This window comes from Streptomyces sp. NPDC041135 (assembly GCF_055592085.1).
In genome coordinates, this window is the sequence record NZ_JBVIYZ010000002.1 from 196139 (window position 1) to 213774 (window position 17636).

General features: G+C 73.8%; 15 protein-coding genes. 3 read left to right on the forward strand and 12 right to left on the reverse strand.

Features of this window, described 5'->3' with window-relative positions:
- Nucleotides 1-15 precede the first annotated feature (15 nt).
- The 7 genes from ACZ6CZ_RS05155 to ACZ6CZ_RS05185 form a co-directional block, all read right to left on the reverse strand.
- A complete protein-coding gene (locus ACZ6CZ_RS05155; protein ID WP_469014877.1) occupies nucleotides 16-1005 on the reverse strand; it encodes an aldo/keto reductase in 990 nt (329 codons plus the stop codon).
- A gap of 176 nt (nucleotides 1006-1181) precedes the next feature.
- Nucleotides 1182-2429: a cytochrome P450 family protein gene (locus ACZ6CZ_RS05160; protein ID WP_469014884.1), complete on the reverse strand. Its 1248-nt coding sequence runs from the start codon at nucleotides 2427-2429 to the stop codon at nucleotides 1182-1184.
- On the reverse strand, nucleotides 2426-3649 hold the full coding sequence (locus tag ACZ6CZ_RS05165; protein ID WP_469014887.1) for a cytochrome P450: 1224 nt from the start codon (nucleotides 3647-3649) through the stop codon (nucleotides 2426-2428). The genes ACZ6CZ_RS05160 and ACZ6CZ_RS05165 overlap by 4 nt, the downstream gene beginning before the upstream one ends.
- Nucleotides 3646-4272, reverse strand: a complete 627-nt coding sequence (locus ACZ6CZ_RS05170) for a GTP-binding protein (RefSeq protein WP_469014891.1) — start codon at nucleotides 4270-4272, stop codon at nucleotides 3646-3648. Before ACZ6CZ_RS05170 ends, ACZ6CZ_RS05165 begins: the two co-directional genes overlap by 4 nt.
- Nucleotides 4253-4600: a DUF742 domain-containing protein gene (locus tag ACZ6CZ_RS05175; protein ID WP_469014898.1), complete on the reverse strand. Its 348-nt coding sequence runs from the start codon at nucleotides 4598-4600 to the stop codon at nucleotides 4253-4255. The genes ACZ6CZ_RS05170 and ACZ6CZ_RS05175 overlap by 20 nt, the downstream gene beginning before the upstream one ends.
- Nucleotides 4597-5004 carry a roadblock/LC7 domain-containing protein gene (locus ACZ6CZ_RS05180; RefSeq protein ID WP_469014901.1) on the reverse strand — a complete coding sequence of 136 codons (408 nt, stop codon included), beginning with the start codon at nucleotides 5002-5004 and terminating at the stop codon, nucleotides 4597-4599. The genes ACZ6CZ_RS05175 and ACZ6CZ_RS05180 overlap by 4 nt, the downstream gene beginning before the upstream one ends.
- Nucleotides 5001-6605, reverse strand: coding sequence for a sensor histidine kinase (locus ACZ6CZ_RS05185; protein WP_469014905.1), 1605 nt, complete (start codon nucleotides 6603-6605; stop codon nucleotides 5001-5003). The genes ACZ6CZ_RS05180 and ACZ6CZ_RS05185 overlap by 4 nt, the downstream gene beginning before the upstream one ends.
- Nucleotides 6606-7138: 533 nt before the next feature.
- On the opposite strand from ACZ6CZ_RS05185, the gene ACZ6CZ_RS05190 reads away from it, so the two are divergent.
- Complete coding sequence (locus ACZ6CZ_RS05190; RefSeq protein WP_469014909.1) at nucleotides 7139-10513, forward strand: pyruvate carboxylase; 3375 nt, start codon at nucleotides 7139-7141, stop codon at nucleotides 10511-10513.
- Nucleotides 10514-10601: 88 nt separating this feature from the next.
- Here ACZ6CZ_RS05190 and ACZ6CZ_RS05195 read toward each other — a convergent pair whose 3' ends face one another.
- From ACZ6CZ_RS05195 to ACZ6CZ_RS05210, 4 genes are all read right to left on the reverse strand, one after another.
- Nucleotides 10602-11582 carry an NHL repeat-containing protein gene (locus tag ACZ6CZ_RS05195; protein WP_469014915.1) on the reverse strand — a complete coding sequence of 327 codons (981 nt, stop codon included), beginning with the start codon at nucleotides 11580-11582 and terminating at the stop codon, nucleotides 10602-10604.
- Between the two features lie 198 nt (nucleotides 11583-11780).
- Nucleotides 11781-12233, reverse strand: a complete 453-nt coding sequence (locus ACZ6CZ_RS05200) for a hypothetical protein (RefSeq protein WP_469014918.1) — start codon at nucleotides 12231-12233, stop codon at nucleotides 11781-11783.
- 93 nt (nucleotides 12234-12326) lie between these two features.
- Nucleotides 12327-13103 (reverse strand): polysaccharide lyase family 7 protein, encoded by a 777-nt coding sequence (locus ACZ6CZ_RS05205; RefSeq protein WP_469014920.1) that lies wholly within the window; start codon nucleotides 13101-13103, stop codon nucleotides 12327-12329.
- A 123-nt stretch (nucleotides 13104-13226) separates the two neighbouring features.
- Entirely contained in the window at nucleotides 13227-14453 is a 1227-nt protein-coding gene (locus ACZ6CZ_RS05210) for a carbohydrate-binding protein (RefSeq protein ID WP_469014924.1), read from the reverse strand.
- Between the two features lie 210 nt (nucleotides 14454-14663).
- Between ACZ6CZ_RS05210 and ACZ6CZ_RS05215 the strand changes: the two genes are divergently transcribed.
- Nucleotides 14664-14921: a hypothetical protein gene (locus ACZ6CZ_RS05215; protein WP_469014928.1), complete on the forward strand. Its 258-nt coding sequence runs from the start codon at nucleotides 14664-14666 to the stop codon at nucleotides 14919-14921.
- Between the two features lie 8 nt (nucleotides 14922-14929).
- Here ACZ6CZ_RS05215 and ACZ6CZ_RS05220 read toward each other — a convergent pair whose 3' ends face one another.
- Nucleotides 14930-15952, reverse strand: a complete 1023-nt coding sequence (locus ACZ6CZ_RS05220) for a Ppx/GppA family phosphatase (protein WP_469014932.1) — start codon at nucleotides 15950-15952, stop codon at nucleotides 14930-14932.
- A gap of 203 nt (nucleotides 15953-16155) precedes the next feature.
- Between ACZ6CZ_RS05220 and ACZ6CZ_RS05225 the strand changes: the two genes are divergently transcribed.
- Nucleotides 16156-17421, forward strand: a complete 1266-nt coding sequence (locus ACZ6CZ_RS05225; protein ID WP_469014935.1) for an FAD-dependent oxidoreductase — start codon at nucleotides 16156-16158, stop codon at nucleotides 17419-17421.
- Nucleotides 17422-17636: the final 215 nt, after the last annotated feature.

Sequence of the window (17636 nt, forward strand, 5' to 3'; positions counted from 1 at the left end):
CCGGGGGGACGGCCCCTAGTGGTTCAGGGCGCGCATGCCGGCCTCGTCGTAGCGCTCGCCCGCGGCGCGGGGCAGTTCCGCGTCGATGCGGGCGAGGTCCTCCTTGCTCAGCTCGACGTCGACGGCGCCGGCGTTCTGCTCCAGGTAGGTGCGGCGCTTGGTGCCGGGGATCGGGACGAGGTCCTCGCCCTGGGCGAGCACCCAGGCGATCGCCAGCTGGGCCGGGGTCACGTCCTTCTCCGCGGCGATCTCCTTCACCTTCTGCGCGAGCCGGAGGTTCGCCGCGAGGTTGTCGTCGCTGAAGCGCGGGTTGTTGCGGCGGAAGTCGTTCTCGTCCAGCTCGTCGGGAGAGGTGAACCGGCCCGCGAGGAAGCCGCGGCCGAGCGGGGAGTAGGGCACGAAGCCGATGCCCAGCTCTCGGCAGGTCGGCAGCACCTCCGCCTCGACGTCCCGGGTCCACAGCGAGTACTCGGTCTGCACCGCGGTGACCGGGTGCACGGCGTGCGCGCGCCGGATGGTCTCCGGTGCCGCCTCGCTCAGGCCGATGTGGCGCACCTTGCCCTCGGCGACCAGCTCGGCCAGGGCGCCGACGGTCTCCTCGATCGGCACCTGCGGGTCGACGCGGTGCTGGTAGTACAGGTCGATGTAGTCGGTGCCCAGGCGCTGGAGCGAGCCGTGCACCGAACTGCGCACGTGCTCGGCGGAACCGTCCTGCCGGCCCACCGTGCTCATGTCGCCGGGTATCGCGTCGTCCATCCGGTAGTTGAACTTGGTCGCGATCACGTATTCGTCGCGGTGTCCCCGGACCGCCTCGCCGACCAGTGTCTCGTTGGTCAGCGGCCCGTAGACCTGCGCCGTGTCCAGGAAGGTGACGCCCAGGTCAAGGGCGTGCCGGATGGTCCTGACACCCTCGTCCTGGTCGGCGGACCCGTAGAAAGCGGACATCCCCATGCAGCCCAGGCCGATGGCTGATACCCGCAGGTCCCGCAGAGTGCGCTGTCGCATGTGCGTGCCAGCCTTTCCTCGTTCGTCGGCAGTCCGCCCCGGTGCCGTTCGACGTCACCGGAACACTCCCGACGCTACGACTTGGAGCGCGCTCCAAGTCAAGATCGGCCCCCGGAGCCCCGCGACCGCGCCCACCGGGTGCCGGCCGGTGCCCGGGGCACCGGCCGGGGCCGGGCTCAGCCGCCGAGCCGCACCGGCAGCTCGAACAGGTCGTTCTGGGTGACCACGGGCTTGTGACGCAGCTCGGACGCCGGCACGGCCAGGTCCAGGGCGGGGAAGCGGGCGTAGAGGGCGGGCAGGGCGACGCCGGCCTCCAGGCGGGACAGGGCCGCGCCGGGGCAGACGTGCGGGCCGTGACCGAAGGAGATGTGCCGGTTGCGGGTCTCCCGGGTGATGTCGAAGTCGCCGGCCGTCGGCCCGTGCGCCTCCTCGTCCCGGCCGAGCGCGCCGTACGACACGATCAGCGCGTCCCCGGCCGGCAGGACCTTGTCGCCGACGGGCACGTCCTCGGTGGCGAAGCGGATCAGGACGTGCGAGGTCGGGGTGGACCAGCGCAGCGTCTCCTCGACCACCGCCGACCAGTCCGCCTGCCCGGACAGCACCAGGGCGCGCTGCTCGGGGTGGGTGGAGAGGTTGACCACGGCGTTGACGATCAGCGAGATCGTCGTCTCGTGCCCCGCGGCGACCATCAGCTGGAGGGTGGAGACGATCTCCTCGTCGGTGAGGTGGTCGCCGTCCTCGGAGGCCAGGATCAGGGCGCTGGTCAGGTCGTCGCCGGGCTCGGCCCGCTTCGCGGCCACCGTCCGCCCCATGATCTCGGCCAGCTCGGTGAGGGTGGCGAGGACCTCGGCGGGCGGGGTCTGGGTGGAGAAGAACTTCTCGAACAGCACCTTCAGCCGGGGAAGCAGCGACTCCTCGATGCCCATGAGGTCGGCGATGACGTACATGGGCAGCGGGTAGGCGAACTCCGCCTTGAGGTCGATGACGTCCGCGCCGGCCGGCAGCCGGTCCAGCAGGGTCCGCGTCAGCTCGGTGATCCGCTCCCGCATCCGCTCCACCCGGCGCGGGGTGAGCGCCTGCGCCACCAGAGCGCGCATCCGCCGGTGGTCGGCGCCGTCCACGGTCAGCATGGAGCGGCCGGGGTTGGCCAGGCCGATCAGCGGCCAGTCGGCCGGGATCTCGCCGCGCCGCCAGGCGCCCCACACCTCGATGTCCTTCACCAGCCGCGGGTCGGTCAGCAGCGCCTTGGCCTCGGCGTGCCGGGTGACGGCCCACACGGGGACGCCACCGGGCAGCTCGACGGCGGCGAGCGGACCGGCCGCGCGCAGCCGGGCGCTCTCGCCGTCCAGGTCGGTGACGAAGGGGTCGAGCGCGATCCGGGTCTGTTCGGCTCCGGTCGTCGTTCCGTCGGTTCCGGTCGTCATCGGGGCGTGCCTCCCAGGGCAGGGGTCGGGGTGAACCGCACGGGCAGCTCGGTCAGTCCGCGCAGCCAGGGCGAGGGCCTGCGGGTGAGGGACTCGGCCGGCACCGCCAGGTCGATGTCCGGCAGCCGGTCCAGGACGACCTCGATGCCGGTGCGCGCGATCACCTCGGCGATCTCCTGCGCGGGGAAGGGACAGCGGTGCTCGCCGTGCCCGAAGGAGAAGTGCGCGTTGTTGCCGCCGGTCAGCGCGCTCGCGTCGGTGCGGACCTGCGGATCGGAGTTGGCGCCCTGCAACCCGAGCAGCAGCAGGTCGCCGGCGCGGACGCGGCGGCCGCCGAGGTGGGTGTCGCGCGAGGCCCAGCGGCCGGCCACGTTCTGGGTGGGCGTGTCCTCCCAGAGCACCTCGTTCATGGCCTCGGCGACGCTGTTGCGGCCGCCGAACAGGGAGGCGGCGAACCGCGGGTCGGTGAGCATCAGCCGGAGCGAGTTGCCGATCCAGTCGGCGGTCGGCTGGTGCCCGGCCGCCAGCATCACCATGAGGTCCTGGGCGATCTCCTCGTCGGTGAAGCCGCTGTCGTCGGCGAGCATCCGGGAGACCACGTCCTGCGCCGGCTCCTTGCGGCGGTCGGCGAGCAACCGCGCCATGGAACCGCCCAGATGGGCCTGACCGGCCAGGGCCCGCTCCCGCCCGTCGATCATGTCGTTGAGGGCGGTCACCAGGGCCGGGCCCTCCTCGTCGGAGAAGCCGTACAGCCGGGCCAGGACCCGCACCGGCAGCAGCATCGCGAAGTCGCCGACCAGATCCGTCTCGCCGGTCACGCACACGGCGTCGATCAGCTCGTCGGCGAACCGCTCGGCGTGGTGCCGCAGTTCGAAGGGGTCGACCGCCTCCAGCGCGTCGCTGATCATCGCGGCCCGCTGCCGGTGCCGCTCGCCGACGGTGTAGAGGATCGACGGCTGCTTGCGCCCGATCATCGGCAGCAGCGGCCAGTCGGCCGGGATGGCGTCCCACTGGTTCCACAGGTCGGAGTCCCGGCTGAACAGCACCGGGTCACCGGTGACCTGGTGCAGCTCGCGGTAGCCCAGCACCAGCCAGGCCGGTACGTCACCGTCGAGCAGCACCGGGGCGACGGCGCCGTGCTCGCGCCGCATCTCCCGGTACAGCCGGGCGGGATCGGTGCGGAACCGGTCTCCGCCGAGGGGCACGGCATCGGGGGTCACACGAACTCCTGTCGGGGCTGGGCCGCCGCCGCGGCCGGACCGGCGTACCGGTTCTTGACGTGCTGCACCAGCGTGATCAGCACCTGCTTGCCGGAGGCGCGGGAGCGGGCGTCGCAGTCGAGCAGCGGCACGTCCGGGTCCAGGTCGAGGGCGGCGCGCACGTCCTGCGGGGCGTACACCGGGCCGCCGAAGTCGTTGCAGGCCACGATGAACGGAGTGCCGTGGTGCTCCAGCCGGTCGATGGCGTACCAGGAGTCGTCGATCCGGCGGGTGTCGACGAGCACGACCGCGCCGAGCGTGCCGGAGAACAGCCGGTCCCACAGGAACCAGAACCGCTCCTGGCCGGGCGCGCCGAACAGGTACAGCACGTTGTGCGCGTCCAGGCTGATGCGGCCGAAGTCGAACGCCACCGTGGTCGCGGTCTTGCCGCGCACCTGCCGGATGTCGTCGACCGCCTCCCCGGCCTGGGTCATCGTCTCCTCGGTGTTGAGGGGACGGATCTCGCTGACCGAGCGGACCAGGGTGGTCTTGCCGACGCCGAAGCCGCCCACGACCACGATCTTCAGGCCGTTGTCGGCGGCGGCACCCAACGGGGTGCGCGCGTCAGAGGTTGCGGAGTCCAACGAGCACCTGCTCCAGGATGTCGGGGTCGGTTATGGCCGGTCTGCGCGGGTGGCGGGCGCTGACCCGGCCCGCCGCCAGCAGGTCGCACAGCAGCACCTTGGTGATGCTCACGGGCAGCCGCAGCTCGGCGGCGATCTCCACGACGGAGGTCGGGAACTCGGCCATGCGCAGGATCGCCGTGTGCTCGGACTGCATGCCGGCGACCGGCTCCGACTCGGCCACGACCAGCGTCACCAGGTCGAAGGGGTTGTCGGCTCCGGTCCGGCTGCGGCCCTGGGTGATCGTGTAGAGGCGGTCGGGAGCGTCGTCCCTGCCGGGACGGCTCATGACGTCCGCGGCTGAGCCGTCAGATGCTCGCCGAGCTGCTCCACCAGTTCGCTCATGTTGTGCCCGACGAGCCCGGCGTCCGCGTCCTCGGTGGTGATCACCGCCAGGTGGGCGCCGTCGCCCGCCTCCACGATGAACAGCACGCCCCCGTAGAACTCGGTCATCGCCGACCGCACGCCTCCGCTGCCGTCACCGAACTCCACCGACGCCCCGTGCGACAGCGACTGGATGCCGGCGGCGATGGCGGCGAGCTGGTCGGCCTGGTCGACGCTCAGCTCCGGGGTGCGGCACAGCTTCAGCCCGTCCCGGGAGAGCACGAGCGCGTGCCGGGCGCCCGGGGTGCGCTCCAGGAGCCCTTCGATGAGCCACGTCAGCTTGTCGTCGGCGGTGGTCCTGCCGGTCATGAGGTGGTGTCGCCTTCCGGGTGCGCGTGCGAATGGGAGGAACGGGAGGAGTCGGAGGACTGGGGGGAGCGGGAGGAAGCCGCCGTCGACGAGGGCCCGGCGTGCTCGCCGCTCCCGGTGTGCCCGCCGTGCCCGCCGTGCGGGGTGTCGTCGGGGGAGGAGGGGCGGACGGCCTGGCGGAAGCTGCTGAACCGGGCGGCGCGCACCCGGGCGTCGTCGGCGGCGGGCGCGGGCCTCGGCTCGCCGCCGTGCTGCCCGGGCCTGGACCGCTCGGCCTCGGCGAGCGTACGGCCCCGGCGCCGCCTGGGCAGCCCGGCGGGCCCCACCGCACCGTCCGCCGCGTCCGTCCCGTCCGCCCCCTCCGGCCCGGCCGGCTCGTGCACCGGGCTCGGACCGGGCGCGACCGGTGCCGGGTGGGACCGCTGCGGCCCGGGGTGCTCGGCGGCGGGCGGCCGTTCGGCCACGGCGGGGCTGGTGAGGATGTCCTGCGGGATGAGCATCAGCACGCCGGTGCCGCCGCGGGCGGAGGGCCGGAAGGACACCTTCAGCCCGTACTTGCGGGCCAGCCGGCCCACCACGGCGAGGCCGAGCCGGGTGCCGCTGAGCCCGCCCAGGCCGGTGACGTCGCCCGCGACCGCGCGCTCGGCGCGCCGCAGCTGCACGTCGCCCATGACCAGTCCGCTGTCCTCGACGGAGACGATGACGCCGGCCGGCACCTCCTCCACGTACACGTGCACCTCGGCCGTGGGCGGGGAGAAGTTCGCGGCGTTGTCGAGGAGTTCGGCGAGCGCGTGCATCACGCCCTCGGCGGCGTGACCGGCGACGGCCGCCTCGCTGACCGAATGGACGCGCACCCGGCGGTAGCCGCTGATCCGGCCCATGGCGCCGCGCAGGATCGACTCCATGCCGATCGGACGCGCCCAGCGCCGGCCCGACCGGGCGCCGGTGAGGACGGCCACGGAGTCGGCGAGGCGGCCCGCCTGGGCGGTGCGGTGGTCGAGGTGGAGCAGGTCGGCGAGGACCTCCTCGTCGGTGTGGCGCTCCTCCATGGCCCGCAGGTCGGCGAGGGTGGCGGTGGCCAGGGCCTGCATCCGCCCGGCGGCGTTGGAGGTCGCCGCGATCGCCGCCGCCCGCTCCCGGGTGGCCCGCTCCAGCTCCGCGGTCAGCCGGGCGTTGTGCCGCGTCAGCCGCTCGGCCTCACTCGCCTGTCCCTGGCTGAGCCGGGCTCGCTCCCGCTCGAACGACTCGGTGAACTCGGCTCGCTGCTGCGCGAGTTCGTCGATCAGCCGCTGCTGTTCCTGGCGGGCTTCCTCGGTGCTGCGGGCCTGCTGCTGGAGGAGCCGGCCGATGTCCTGGGTGACTGTCTCCAGCCGCCCGCGGGTGCGGCGCGCGCTCAGCACGGCCTGCACGGCCGTGGTGACCGCCGCGCACAGCACGAGCGCCGCCGCGCCGCCGCCCAGGGCGAGCGGGGCGCGCACCGGGCCGGGCGCGGCGGCGACGGCCACGACGACCACGAGCGCCGAGACGACGGCGGTCAGCGCGAAGGCGGGGGCGAGCGTGCGGAGGGAGGGTCGGTCGCCGGGGTGCGTGGGCGCGGTCATCGGTCCGGTCTGGTCCTCGGAGCAGGGGGTGGCGGGAGGCCTGGGTGCGTGAGACGTGACACTCGGTTGGAACTCGGCGTCACTATACGAGAGTTCGTGATCGAAATAGAAAGGATCTGAGGCCATCTCATGAAGCGGATGGTCAACGGTGATCGAAAGCAGGTCACTTGCCCCTGTCATGCGCGGTCTGGCGCAGGCAGCAGGCCTCCTGACGAGCCGTGGTGCATGTCGTCGCTCGCCGCCCCGGGGCCGGCCCACCGCCCGCGCCCGGCGCCACGCCCGCGGCCCACCCGCGCCGACGGCCTGGCATCTCGGCGGCCCGGCGTCGGTCCCCGGTGCCCCGGGCGTCCCGGGGGCCGGCGCGCCCCTGGCCGGACCGGTCCCGAACGGCGGAGGCAACACGCCCACCGACGGCGTCAATGTGACGGTTTTCGCACTTCAGTCAGGGCGGCCACCCCCTAATGTGGCGGCGAGCAACCCAGGGCAGGGCTGACACCATGGTGTCCGTCGCCGGCAGGCTGAAGGGATCCAGGATGTTCCGCAAGGTGCTGGTCGCCAACCGTGGCGAGATCGCGATCCGCGCGTTCCGGGCGGGCTACGAACTCGGCGCGCGAACCGTCGCCGTCTTCCCGCACGAGGACCGCAACTCGCTGCACCGGCTCAAGGCCGACGAGGCCTACGAGATCGGCGCACCGGGGCATCCGGTGCGCGCCTACCTCTCCGTGGAGGAGATCGTGGGCGCCGCCCGCCGGGCCGGGGCCGACGCCGTCTACCCGGGCTACGGGTTCCTCTCCGAGAACCCGGAACTGGCCCGCGCCTGCGAGGAGGCGGGCATCACCTTCGTCGGCCCGAGCGCGGCCACGCTGGAGCTGACCGGCAACAAGGCCCGCGCGGTCGCCGCCGCCCGGGCCGCCGGCGTACCGGTGCTCGGCTCCTGCGCACCCTCCACCGACGTGGACGAACTGGTGCGGGCCGCCGAGGAGGTCGGCTTCCCCGTGTTCGTCAAGGCGGTCGCCGGCGGCGGCGGCCGCGGCATGCGCCGCGTCGAGGAACCGGCGCAGCTGCGCGAGTCCATCGAGGCGGCCTCCCGGGAGGCCGCCTCCGCGTTCGGCGACCCCACCGTCTTCCTGGAGAAGGCCGTCGTCGAGCCCCGCCACATCGAGGTGCAGATCCTCGCCGACGGCGAGGGCAACGTCATCCACCTCTTCGAGCGGGACTGCTCGCTCCAGCGCCGCCACCAGAAGGTCATCGAGCTGGCCCCGGCCCCCAACCTGGACCCGGAGCTGCGCGAGCGGATCTGCGCCGACGCCGTGCGCTTCGCCCGCGAGATCGGCTACCGCAACGCGGGCACCGTCGAGTTCCTGCTCGACCGCGCCGGCAACCACGTCTTCATCGAGATGAACCCGCGCATCCAGGTCGAGCACACCGTGACCGAGGAGGTCACCGACGTCGACCTCGTCCAGGCCCAGCTGCGCATCGCCTCCGGCGAGAGCCTGGCCGACCTCGGCCTGTCCCAGGACACGGTCACCCTGCGCGGCGCCGCCCTGCAGTGCCGCATCACCACCGAGGACCCCGCCAACGGCTTCCGCCCGGACACCGGCCGCATCAGCGCCTACCGCTCGCCCGGCGGCTCCGGCATCCGGCTCGACGGCGGCACCACCCACGCCGGCACCGAGATCAGCGCCCACTTCGACTCCATGCTGGTCAAACTCACCTGCCGCGGACGGGACTTCAAGTCCGCCGTCGGACGCGCCCGGCGGGCCGTGGCCGAGTTCCGCATCCGCGGCGTGGCCACCAACATCCCCTTCCTCCAGGCGGTCCTCGACGACCCCGACTTCCAGGCCGGCCGGGTCACCACGTCGTTCATCGAGCAGCGCCCGCACCTGCTCACCTCCCGGCACTCCGCCGACCGCGGCACCAAGCTGCTCACCTACCTCGCCGACGTCACCGTCAACAAGCCGCACGGCGAGCGCCCCCAGCTGATCGACCCGGTCACCAAGCTGCCGCCGCTGCCCGCGGGCGAACCGCCCGCCGGCTCCCGCCAACTGCTCGTCGACGTCGGCCCGGAGGGCTTCGCCCGCCGGCTGCGCGAGTCCCCGACCATCGGCGTCACGGACACCACCTTCCGCGACGCCCACCAGTCGCTGCTGGCCACCCGGGTGCGCACCCGGGACCTGCTCGCCGTCGCCCCGACCGTCGCCCGCACCCTGCCGCAGCTGCTGTCCCTGGAGTGCTGGGGCGGCGCCACCTACGACGTCGCCCTGCGCTTCCTCGCCGAGGACCCCTGGGAGCGGCTGGCCGCCCTGCGCGAGGCCGTACCGAACATCTGCCTCCAGATGCTGCTGCGCGGCCGCAACACCGTCGGCTACACGCCGTACCCGACGGAGGTGACCGACGCCTTCGTGCAGGAGGCCGCCGCCACCGGCATCGACATCTTCCGGATCTTCGACGCGCTCAACGACGTGGGCCAGATGCGGCCCGCCATCGAGGCCGTACGGGAGACCGGCACGGCGGTCGCCGAGGTCGCCCTCTGCTACACCTCCGACCTGTCCGACCCCCGCGAGCGCCTCTACACCCTCGACTACTACCTGCGGCTGGCCGAGCAGATCGTCGAGGCGGGCGCCCACGTCCTGGCCGTCAAGGACATGGCCGGACTGCTGCGCGCCCCGGCCGCGGCCACCCTGGTGTCGGCGCTGCGCCGCGAGTTCGACCTGCCGGTGCACCTGCACACCCACGACACCGCCGGCGGCCAGCTCGCCACCTACCTCGCCGCGATCCAGGCGGGCGCGGACGCGGTGGACGGCGCGGTGGCCTCCATGGCCGGTACGACCTCGCAGCCGTCGCTGTCGGCGATCGTCGCCGCCACCGACCACTCCGACCGGCCCACCGGCCTCGACCTCCAGGCCGTCGGCGACCTGGAGCCGTACTGGGAGAGCGTCCGCCGGATCTACGCCCCCTTCGAGGCGGGCCTCGCCTCCCCGACCGGCCGCGTCTACCACCACGAGATCCCCGGCGGGCAGCTGTCCAACCTGCGCACCCAGGCCGTCGCCCTCGGCCTCGGCGACCGCTTCGAGGACATCGAGGCGATGTACGCGGCCGCCGACCGCATCCTCGGCCGGCTGGTCAAGGTCACCCCGTCGTCCAAGGTGGTCGGCGACCTCGCCCTGCACCTGGTGGGCGCCGGTGTGGCGCCCGGGGACTTCGAGGCGACCCCGGACCGCTTCGACATCCCCGACTCGGTCATCGGCTTCCTGCGCGGCGAGCTGGGCACCCCGCCCGGCGGCTGGCCGGAGCCGTTCCGCACCAAGGCCCTGAAGGGCCGCGCCGGGGCCAAGCCCGTGCCCGAGCTGTCCGCCGAGGACCGCGACGGCCTGCTCAAGGACCGCCGGGCCACCCTGAACCGGCTGCTGTTCCCCGCCCCGACCCGCGAGTTCGACACCCACCGCCAGAGCTACGGCGACACCAGCGTCCTCGACAGCAAGGACTTCTTCTACGGCCTGCGCCCGGGCAAGGAGTACGCCGTCGACCTGGAGCCCGGGGTGCGGCTGCTGATCGGGCTGCAGGCGGTCGGCGAGGCCGACGAGCGCGGGATGCGGACCGTGATGTCCACGCTCAACGGCCAGCTGCGCCCGATCCAGGTCCGGGACCGGGCGGCGGCCTCCGACGTCCCGGTGACCGAGAAGGCCGACCGCGGCAACCCCGGCCATGTGGCGGCGCCGTTCGCGGGTGTGGTGACGCTGGTGGTGGCCGAGGGCGCGGAGGTGGTGGCCGGCGCGACGGTGGCCACCATCGAGGCCATGAAGATGGAGGCCACGATCACGGCGCCGAAGGCGGGCCGGGTCTCCCGGCTGGCCATCAACCGCATCCAGCAGGTGGAGGGCGGCGACCTGCTCGTCGAGATCGCCTGAGGGACCGTCCTCGGGGCTCACCCGGAACAGTGCTCGCCGCGACCGGTCCCGGTCGCGGCGAGCGCCGTTCCGGGCCACGTGCGCGCCGCTACACCCGGCCCAGGAGATGCCGCAGGCTGGCGAGCAGCAGGTTCGGGTCCCGCCCGTCGGCGTACGCCGCGCTGGGCACGTACACGGTGCGGCCGCGCACCGTCACCGAGGTCGGCCCGGACAGCCCGTCGCCGCGGGTGAGCAGGACGCTGCGGGTGCCGTCCGGGCTGACCAGGACGACCTCGTCGCGTGCGTTCAGCGCGGCCAGCACGGTGCCGCCGCGGCCGGGGAAGGAGAAGTCGTCGATCCCCTCCAGGCCGCCGGCCCGGGTCTCGGTGGTGTCCGCCGAGCCGTCGGGGCGGACGGGGACGCGCAGCAGCGTGCCCCGGTCGGTGTTGGACACCCATACGGCGCCCCGGTGGACCGCGATGCCGTTGGCGCCGATCCCGGAGGCGGGCGCCGGGAGCCCGGTGAACGCGGTGCCGGTGGCCCAGGCGGTGGCCCGGCCACCTTCCCGGGGCACCTGCCAGATGGTGCCGCGCACCGAGTCGGCGGCGTAGAGCACGCCCCGCTGCTCGTCGAGGGCCAGCCCGTTGGGCATCCCGTCGGCGGGCAGCGCGGCGATCCGTACGGGTGCGCCGCCGCCCGGGGTGACGCGCCAGACGCCGGTGGCGGCGGAGGTGCCGGTGGCGTAGTTGACGTAGAGGGTGCCGTCCTGGGCGCGGGCGATGCCGGTGACGACGGCGCCGTGGACGAGCGGGGTGCGCGGGTCGGGGACGGCCGGCAGTTCCGCGAGGGGGGTGGTGGTGCCGTCGACGCCGATGCGGACGACCCGGCGGGCGAAGGCGAGGGTGACGTCGGCGGAGCCGTCGCGCTCCAGCACGATGTTCTCGGGCGTCTGCCCGGCGGCGGGGTCGAAGTGGGCGACGATGTGCGGGGCGGTGACGAGCGGCTCGTCACCGGTGGCGGGTGCGGCGACGGCCAGACCGAGCGCCAGGGCGGTCGTGGCGGCACCGGCCAGGCGGGGGAGTCGGGGCATGTGACCTCTTTCCGGTCGGCGCGCGGGGCGCCGGCGTGCGGGGCCACACCAACATGACGGGGCGGGGGGTGCCGGTTGCGGGAGCCGGGCCGCAGGATCGCCCGCGCGGCCCAGGCCGGACCGCCACGCGGCACACGCAGGGGTGACGCACGGGCCCGGCCGCCCGGTCCGGGGCGGTCCGTCCGGGGCCGGAGGCGGTCAGTCCCAGAGCGGGTAGGTCGTGACCTGCTGGAAGCCCTGCGGACGGGCGCCGTCGTAGGTCAGCACGATCCGGGTCCAGTGCTGGACGGCCGGGTCCTTCTTCCAGGCCTGCGGGTGGTCGAGCCGCACCCGCACCTGGTAGTAGCGGAAGGTGCCGGCCGCGCAGTACGGCTTGCAGTCGTTGACCGCGTTCACGCCCACGGCGGTCGCGGCGTCCGGGCCCCACTGCTTCCACTGGAGCCCGGTCAGGCGGCTGTTGCCGTCACCGCAGGCGAGGATGAAGTCGGTCGGGCGGATGTCGCGCTGCCACTGGCAGTCGACGAGCACGGGCGGCGGCGGAGCGGCCTCGGGTGCCGTGGTGGCCGGGCCGGCCGAGGCCGTGGTCATGGCCGCGGTGAGCAGCGCTCCCGCCGCCAGGGTGACCGCCGTTCCCGTCAGTGATGCGCGCATGGTCGCTCCCACCCGTCGAACCGTCCCCGAGCGCTGCTCCCGACGCTACGACCGCCCGCCCGGATGCACCAGTCGCGCAGGTCGGAGCATGTGTCAGCCGTGTGAGACGGTCAGGCCGTAGAACGCCACCCGCGCCCCCGCGGTGGTGCTGTCGGAGGAGGACTGGTTGTAGGAGCCGGCCTTGAAGTACTGGTGGTAGGGGCTGAAGGAGGACGGGATGCCGTAGTGGGTGGTGGTGCCGTTGACGGTCAGGTCGACGGTGTTCCCGCCGGAGACGGCGATGGTGTAGTTCCAGGTCTTGCCGATGGACACGTGGCCCACGGTGTGCGTGGTCTGGCCGCCGGACGGCGAGTTCTCGGTGCCGAGCACGATGTCGCCGTTCGCGTGGTAGTACAGCTCGACCAGCGGTTTCGTGGAGGTGCCGCCGGAGCCGAGGTGGATCTGGCCCACGCACACGTTCTTGGTCACGGAGACGACCCGCAGGGTCGCGCTCATCCGGTGCGAGCCGCCCAGGGCCCAGTCCGCGGCGCCGCCGTCGCGGTTCATCTCGCGCAGCTCGGAGCGGGCGTAGTTGGAGTTCGGCGTGGTGACGCCCTTCTCGGGCGCCCAGAAGGTCATCGCGCCGTCGCGGGTGTCGGTGTAGAAGTACGCGTCCTGGTAGCCGTTCGCGCCCTGGAGCCGGGAGGAGGGGATGGTGGTGGGGGAGCCGGGGGAGCCGACGGGCTCCTGGAGCTGCCAGACGGAGAGGTCGAAGTTGCCGCCCGGGGCGACGCTCGGATCGGCCGCGTGCGCGCCGCCGGTGCCGAGGGCGGTGAGGGCGAGGGCGAGGCACGCGGTGGCGCTCGCCGTGAGGAGCCGGGATCGGGTCATGTGGGGGTCCCTTTCGTCGGACCGGTACACGTTCGGCGCTCGTTCAGCCAGCTGAACGCCGAACGCATCCGTGGTCACCGGTGACCGAGAAGCTAAAGGTCCGGACCTGACCCGTCAAGGGGTTCAGCAGGCGCCCTCGTCCTGCCACGGTCCCCACTCCGAGGCGCCGGGCGCCTCGTTCTGGGTCCACCACTTGGCCTTCCAGTTGTGCTTGTTGTACGAGACCTCGTTGCCGGAGGTGTACACCGCGCTGGAACTCCACGCCGTCTTGCACGAGTTCGGCGTCGGAGTGGGCGTGGGCGTGGGTGTGGGGATCGGCGTCGGGGTGCCGGTCGGCGGGGTGACGCCGGCGAACTTCACCGAGTACTTCGCGAAGTCCCAGGCGTTCTGGGCGACGCTGGAGCAGGTGCCGGAGGTCCGGCCGCCGTTGTCGGCCGGGGTGCACTGCCGGTCGCGGTTCAGCGACCAGAACGTGAACCGGTCCATGTGGTGGCTCGTCGTGTAGTCGAGCACCGTCTGGAAGTCCGCCTGGCTGAAGTACTCGCCCGTGTCGCTGCGCCCGTTCATGCCCGAGAAGCCCTCGTGCGCGTACGCCGTCGCCTGGTCCCAGCCGAAGGTGGACTGCAGGATCGAGTTGAAGTTGGTCAGCGCGGCGGTCTGGCTCGCCGCCCCGTTGAAGCCACCGTCGAACGGCATGATGGAGAAGTTGTTCGGGGTGAACCCCTGCGACTTGGCCTCCAGCAGCATCTGCTTGCCGAACCAGCCGGTGCCGTCCGCCGTGCCGGCCGTGGTGACCGAGACGTACAGGCCGGGGTTGTTCTGCTGGAGGATCTTCGCGGCGCCGATCTCGTTGTGGATGGCCGCCGTGTTCTCGTACTCCGGCTCCTCCAGGTCGAAGTCGATCGCGTGCAGGCCGTACTTGGTGATGACCTGCTGGTAGGCGGCCGCCGTGGCGGCCGGGTCCGCGCAGGCCTGGCCGAGCTTGGTGCCGCCGTAGCCGCCGATGGAGACGGAGACGTCACCGCCCTTGGCGCGGATGGTGTTGATCACCGACTGCACGGCCGTGTCCGAGGAGACCGGCGCCGTGCCGCCCCAGGTGGGCGAGCAGCCGCCGCCGTTGGGCGCGAGGACGAAGGCCAGCTGGAAGGCCTTCAGGCCGGTGGCGTCCATGATCGCGCCCGCGTCCGGCGGGTCGTTGTCCAGCGGCATCAGATAGGGGGCGGCGGCGTACCACCGGTTGCTGAGCGCGGTGGTGGCGCCCGAGGCGCTGCCCGCGACGAGCGCGGTCGTGCCCGCGGCGGCGAGCGTGACGGCGGCCGCCGCGCCCAGACATGCGCGAAGACGTCTCACTGGAGCCTCCAGAGGGGGTGGGGTGGGGAGGTGCCCCAGCCTCTGACGGCTGTTGGGATCATGTCAATGGATTGGACTAGACCAAGTTGGCTTTTGGACTAGACCATACGATTTCTTTGCCGTCCGGCGCGGGTCGGCGCCGGGGGACCGGCCGGGTACCGCCCGCCCGGGCACCGGACCGCCGCGCCGCCGGCTGGTCAGGGTCACTGCATGGCTGACGCGGATGAGGGGATCGTGCACCCCGGTGAGCGGGCGTCGCCGCGCAGGCGGTGGCCGCCGGGGCGACGGTCCGGTGCGGCAGCCGGGACCTTCACCCGCTGGACTTCGTACAAGGACGATCCGACGGTGACCGCCGCCCGGCTCCTCGCCGCGCTCACCTCGGCGGACGACGGGCCGGGACCGGGACGGCACGAGCCGCCGCACGCCGGTGCGGGGCAGGGCGCGGCGGCGGACCGCGACGACGGGTAGGGCCCGCGCTACGCGGAGGGCGTGGCGATGCGCAGGGCCGGCGCGGGCGGGGTGAGGGCGCCGGAGCCGGGGCCGGTGGCGCAGTCCGCGGTGGTCCGCGTCCACCAGTCGGCGCCGTCCTCGATGTACCGCAGGAGGATGCCCTCGCGGATCGCCCACGGGCAGACGACGACCCGGCGCAGCCCCATCAGCTTCAGCGCGGTGTGCCCGACGACGGCGCCGGCCAGGCTCTGCCCGGCGCGCGGCGCCGAGATGCCGGGCAGCTGGGCGCGCTCGGCGGCGGGCACGGCGGCCAGGGTGCGGATCGCCTCGCAGAGGTCGCGGCGGAGCATCTCGCGCCGGACGAAGGGGCCGTGCCGCCCGGGCGCGGCGCCGCACAGCCGGGCCAGCTGCTGGAAGGTCCGGGAGGTCACCGCCGCGGTGCGCGGACCCTCCCAGCGGATGCGGGCCGCCACGTCCCGCAGCTCGTGGCGGACCCGGCGGCGCAGCTCCTTCAGCTCGCCCTGCCCGGGCGGGTCCTGGACGCCGAGGTACTCCTGCGTCAGCCGGTTCGCGCCCAGCGGCAGGGAGGCGGCGAAGTCGGGCAGCCGCCCGCGTCCGAAGGCCACCTCCAGCGAGCCGCCGCCGATGTCCAGCAGCGCCAGCGGGCCGGCGTTCCAGCCCAGCCAGCGGCGCGCGGCCAGGAACGTCAGCTCGGCCTCGGTCTCCCCGGGCAGGGTGCACATGGTGATCCCGGTCTCCGACGTCACCCGGTGCAGCACCTCGTCCCGGTTGGGCGCGTTGCGCACGACGGCGGTGGCGAAGGCCAGCGGGCCGGCCGCCTTCCAGCGCCGGGCCGTGCTGCCCGCCGCGGCCACCGCCCCGACCAGCTGCTCCACCGCCTCCTCGCCGATGGTGCCGTCGGGCTCGACGTGCTCGGACAGGCGCAGCTTCCACTTGACCGTGTGCACGGGCAGTGGGACACCGCCCTCCGCGTCCGCGACCACCAGCCGGACCGTCTTCGAACCCGCGTCCACCACACTCACCCGCATGGCCCGGCACGTACCCGCTGGGCCGCCGGAAACGCCTCGCCGCGGCCGTCGGACACACCGCGCACGGACGTGACGTCCCGGTTCGCCGTGCGCCCCCGCCCACGGGTGCGGACGAAGGCCCTGTCCGGATCTCGCCCCCGTGCGCGCCCGGGAGCCGCCGCTGCTCTTGGATGGAGGTGTCACACGGCCGACGGGAGCTGGGCATGACGCGCGTGGTGGTGATCGGCGCCGGGATCGCGGGCACGGCGGCCGCGCTGGCCCTGCACAAGGCCGGCCTCGAGGTCAGCGTCCACGAAGCGCATCCCGGTACGGCGGAGGACCTCGGCGCGTTCCTGACGCTGGGCAGCAACGGCATGCGGGCGCTGGCCCAGCTCGACGCCTCGGACGCCGTCACGGCAGTCGGTTTTCCGCTGACTTCGATGCGCGTGCTGGACGCCCTGGGCGCCGAACTGGCCCACGTCCCCCTCGGCGAGGCCGGCGACCCGGTGCTGCGGTACCGGTGCGTGCGCCGGGGGGAGCTGAACGCCGCGCTCCAGGCGGAAGCCGTGCGCCGGGGCATCCCCCTGCGCCACGGCGCCCGGCTGGTGTCCGTGGCGGACGGCCCGGACGGCGTGAGCGCCCACTTCGCCGACGGCACCCGCTCGACCGGTGACCTGCTCGTCGCCGCGGACGGCCTCAACTCCACGGTCCGCGGCCTGACCGCCCCGGCCGCCCGCCCGGTCTACGCCGGCCAGCGCGTCTTCTACGGATACGGATACGGATACGGCTGCGGGGACGGCCATGGGGACGGCTCGGAGAGTGGCCGCATCACCATGATCCGCGGCACCGGCCCCGCCTTCGGCTACGCGGTCTCGCCCGCCGGGGAGACGTACTGGTTCGCCCGCGTCAGCGACTCCCCGCTGACCGCGCCGGAACTCGCCCGGCCCACGCCCGCCGCCTGGCGCGACCGGCTCGTCGAGCTGCTGCGCGCCGACCGCACGCCCGCCGCCGGCATCGTCGCCGCGACCGGTGCGGGGCTCATGGGCGTCAACGCCACCGAGATGCCGCTGGGCACGCCCTGGCGGTCGGGCCGCGTCCTCCTCGTCGGGGACGCCGCCCACGCCGCCTCCCCGGCGACCGGACAGGGCGCCTCGATGGCGCTGGAGGACGCGGTGATCCTCGCCAAGGCACTGCGGGACACGCCCGGCACGCAGAGGGCGCCGGCCCTCTACGAGGCGCTGCGGCGCCCGCGCGTGGAGCACAACATCACCGTCAGCGGCGGGTTGTCCCGCGGCACCGGCACGCCGGGCGGCCGCCCCGCCCCCGCCCCGGCCGGCCGGCAATCCGTGCCGGCCGACCGGCAATCCGTGCCGGCCGACCGGCAATCCGTGCCGGCCGACCGGCCGCCCGGGAGCGACGACCTGGTCCAGCGGCTGGACTGGAACACCGACCTGCGCACCCTGCGCCCCCGCTCCGCCGCCCGGGACTGAGCGGCCCGGCCGGGCAGCCCACCCGGGCAGCCCACCCGGCGCCCCCGGCCCCGGCGCCGGACGCCACCGACGACGCGGACATGCCGCTTTTGCCGGTGAAGGTCACGAAGCGCGTCGGCACGGCCGCCACAGTGGTTGAAGTATTTCGCTTCCGAAGGCTTGCCCCGCGGTTGGCTCACCACTTAAATCAAAACATGAACTAAGCGATGAGATCA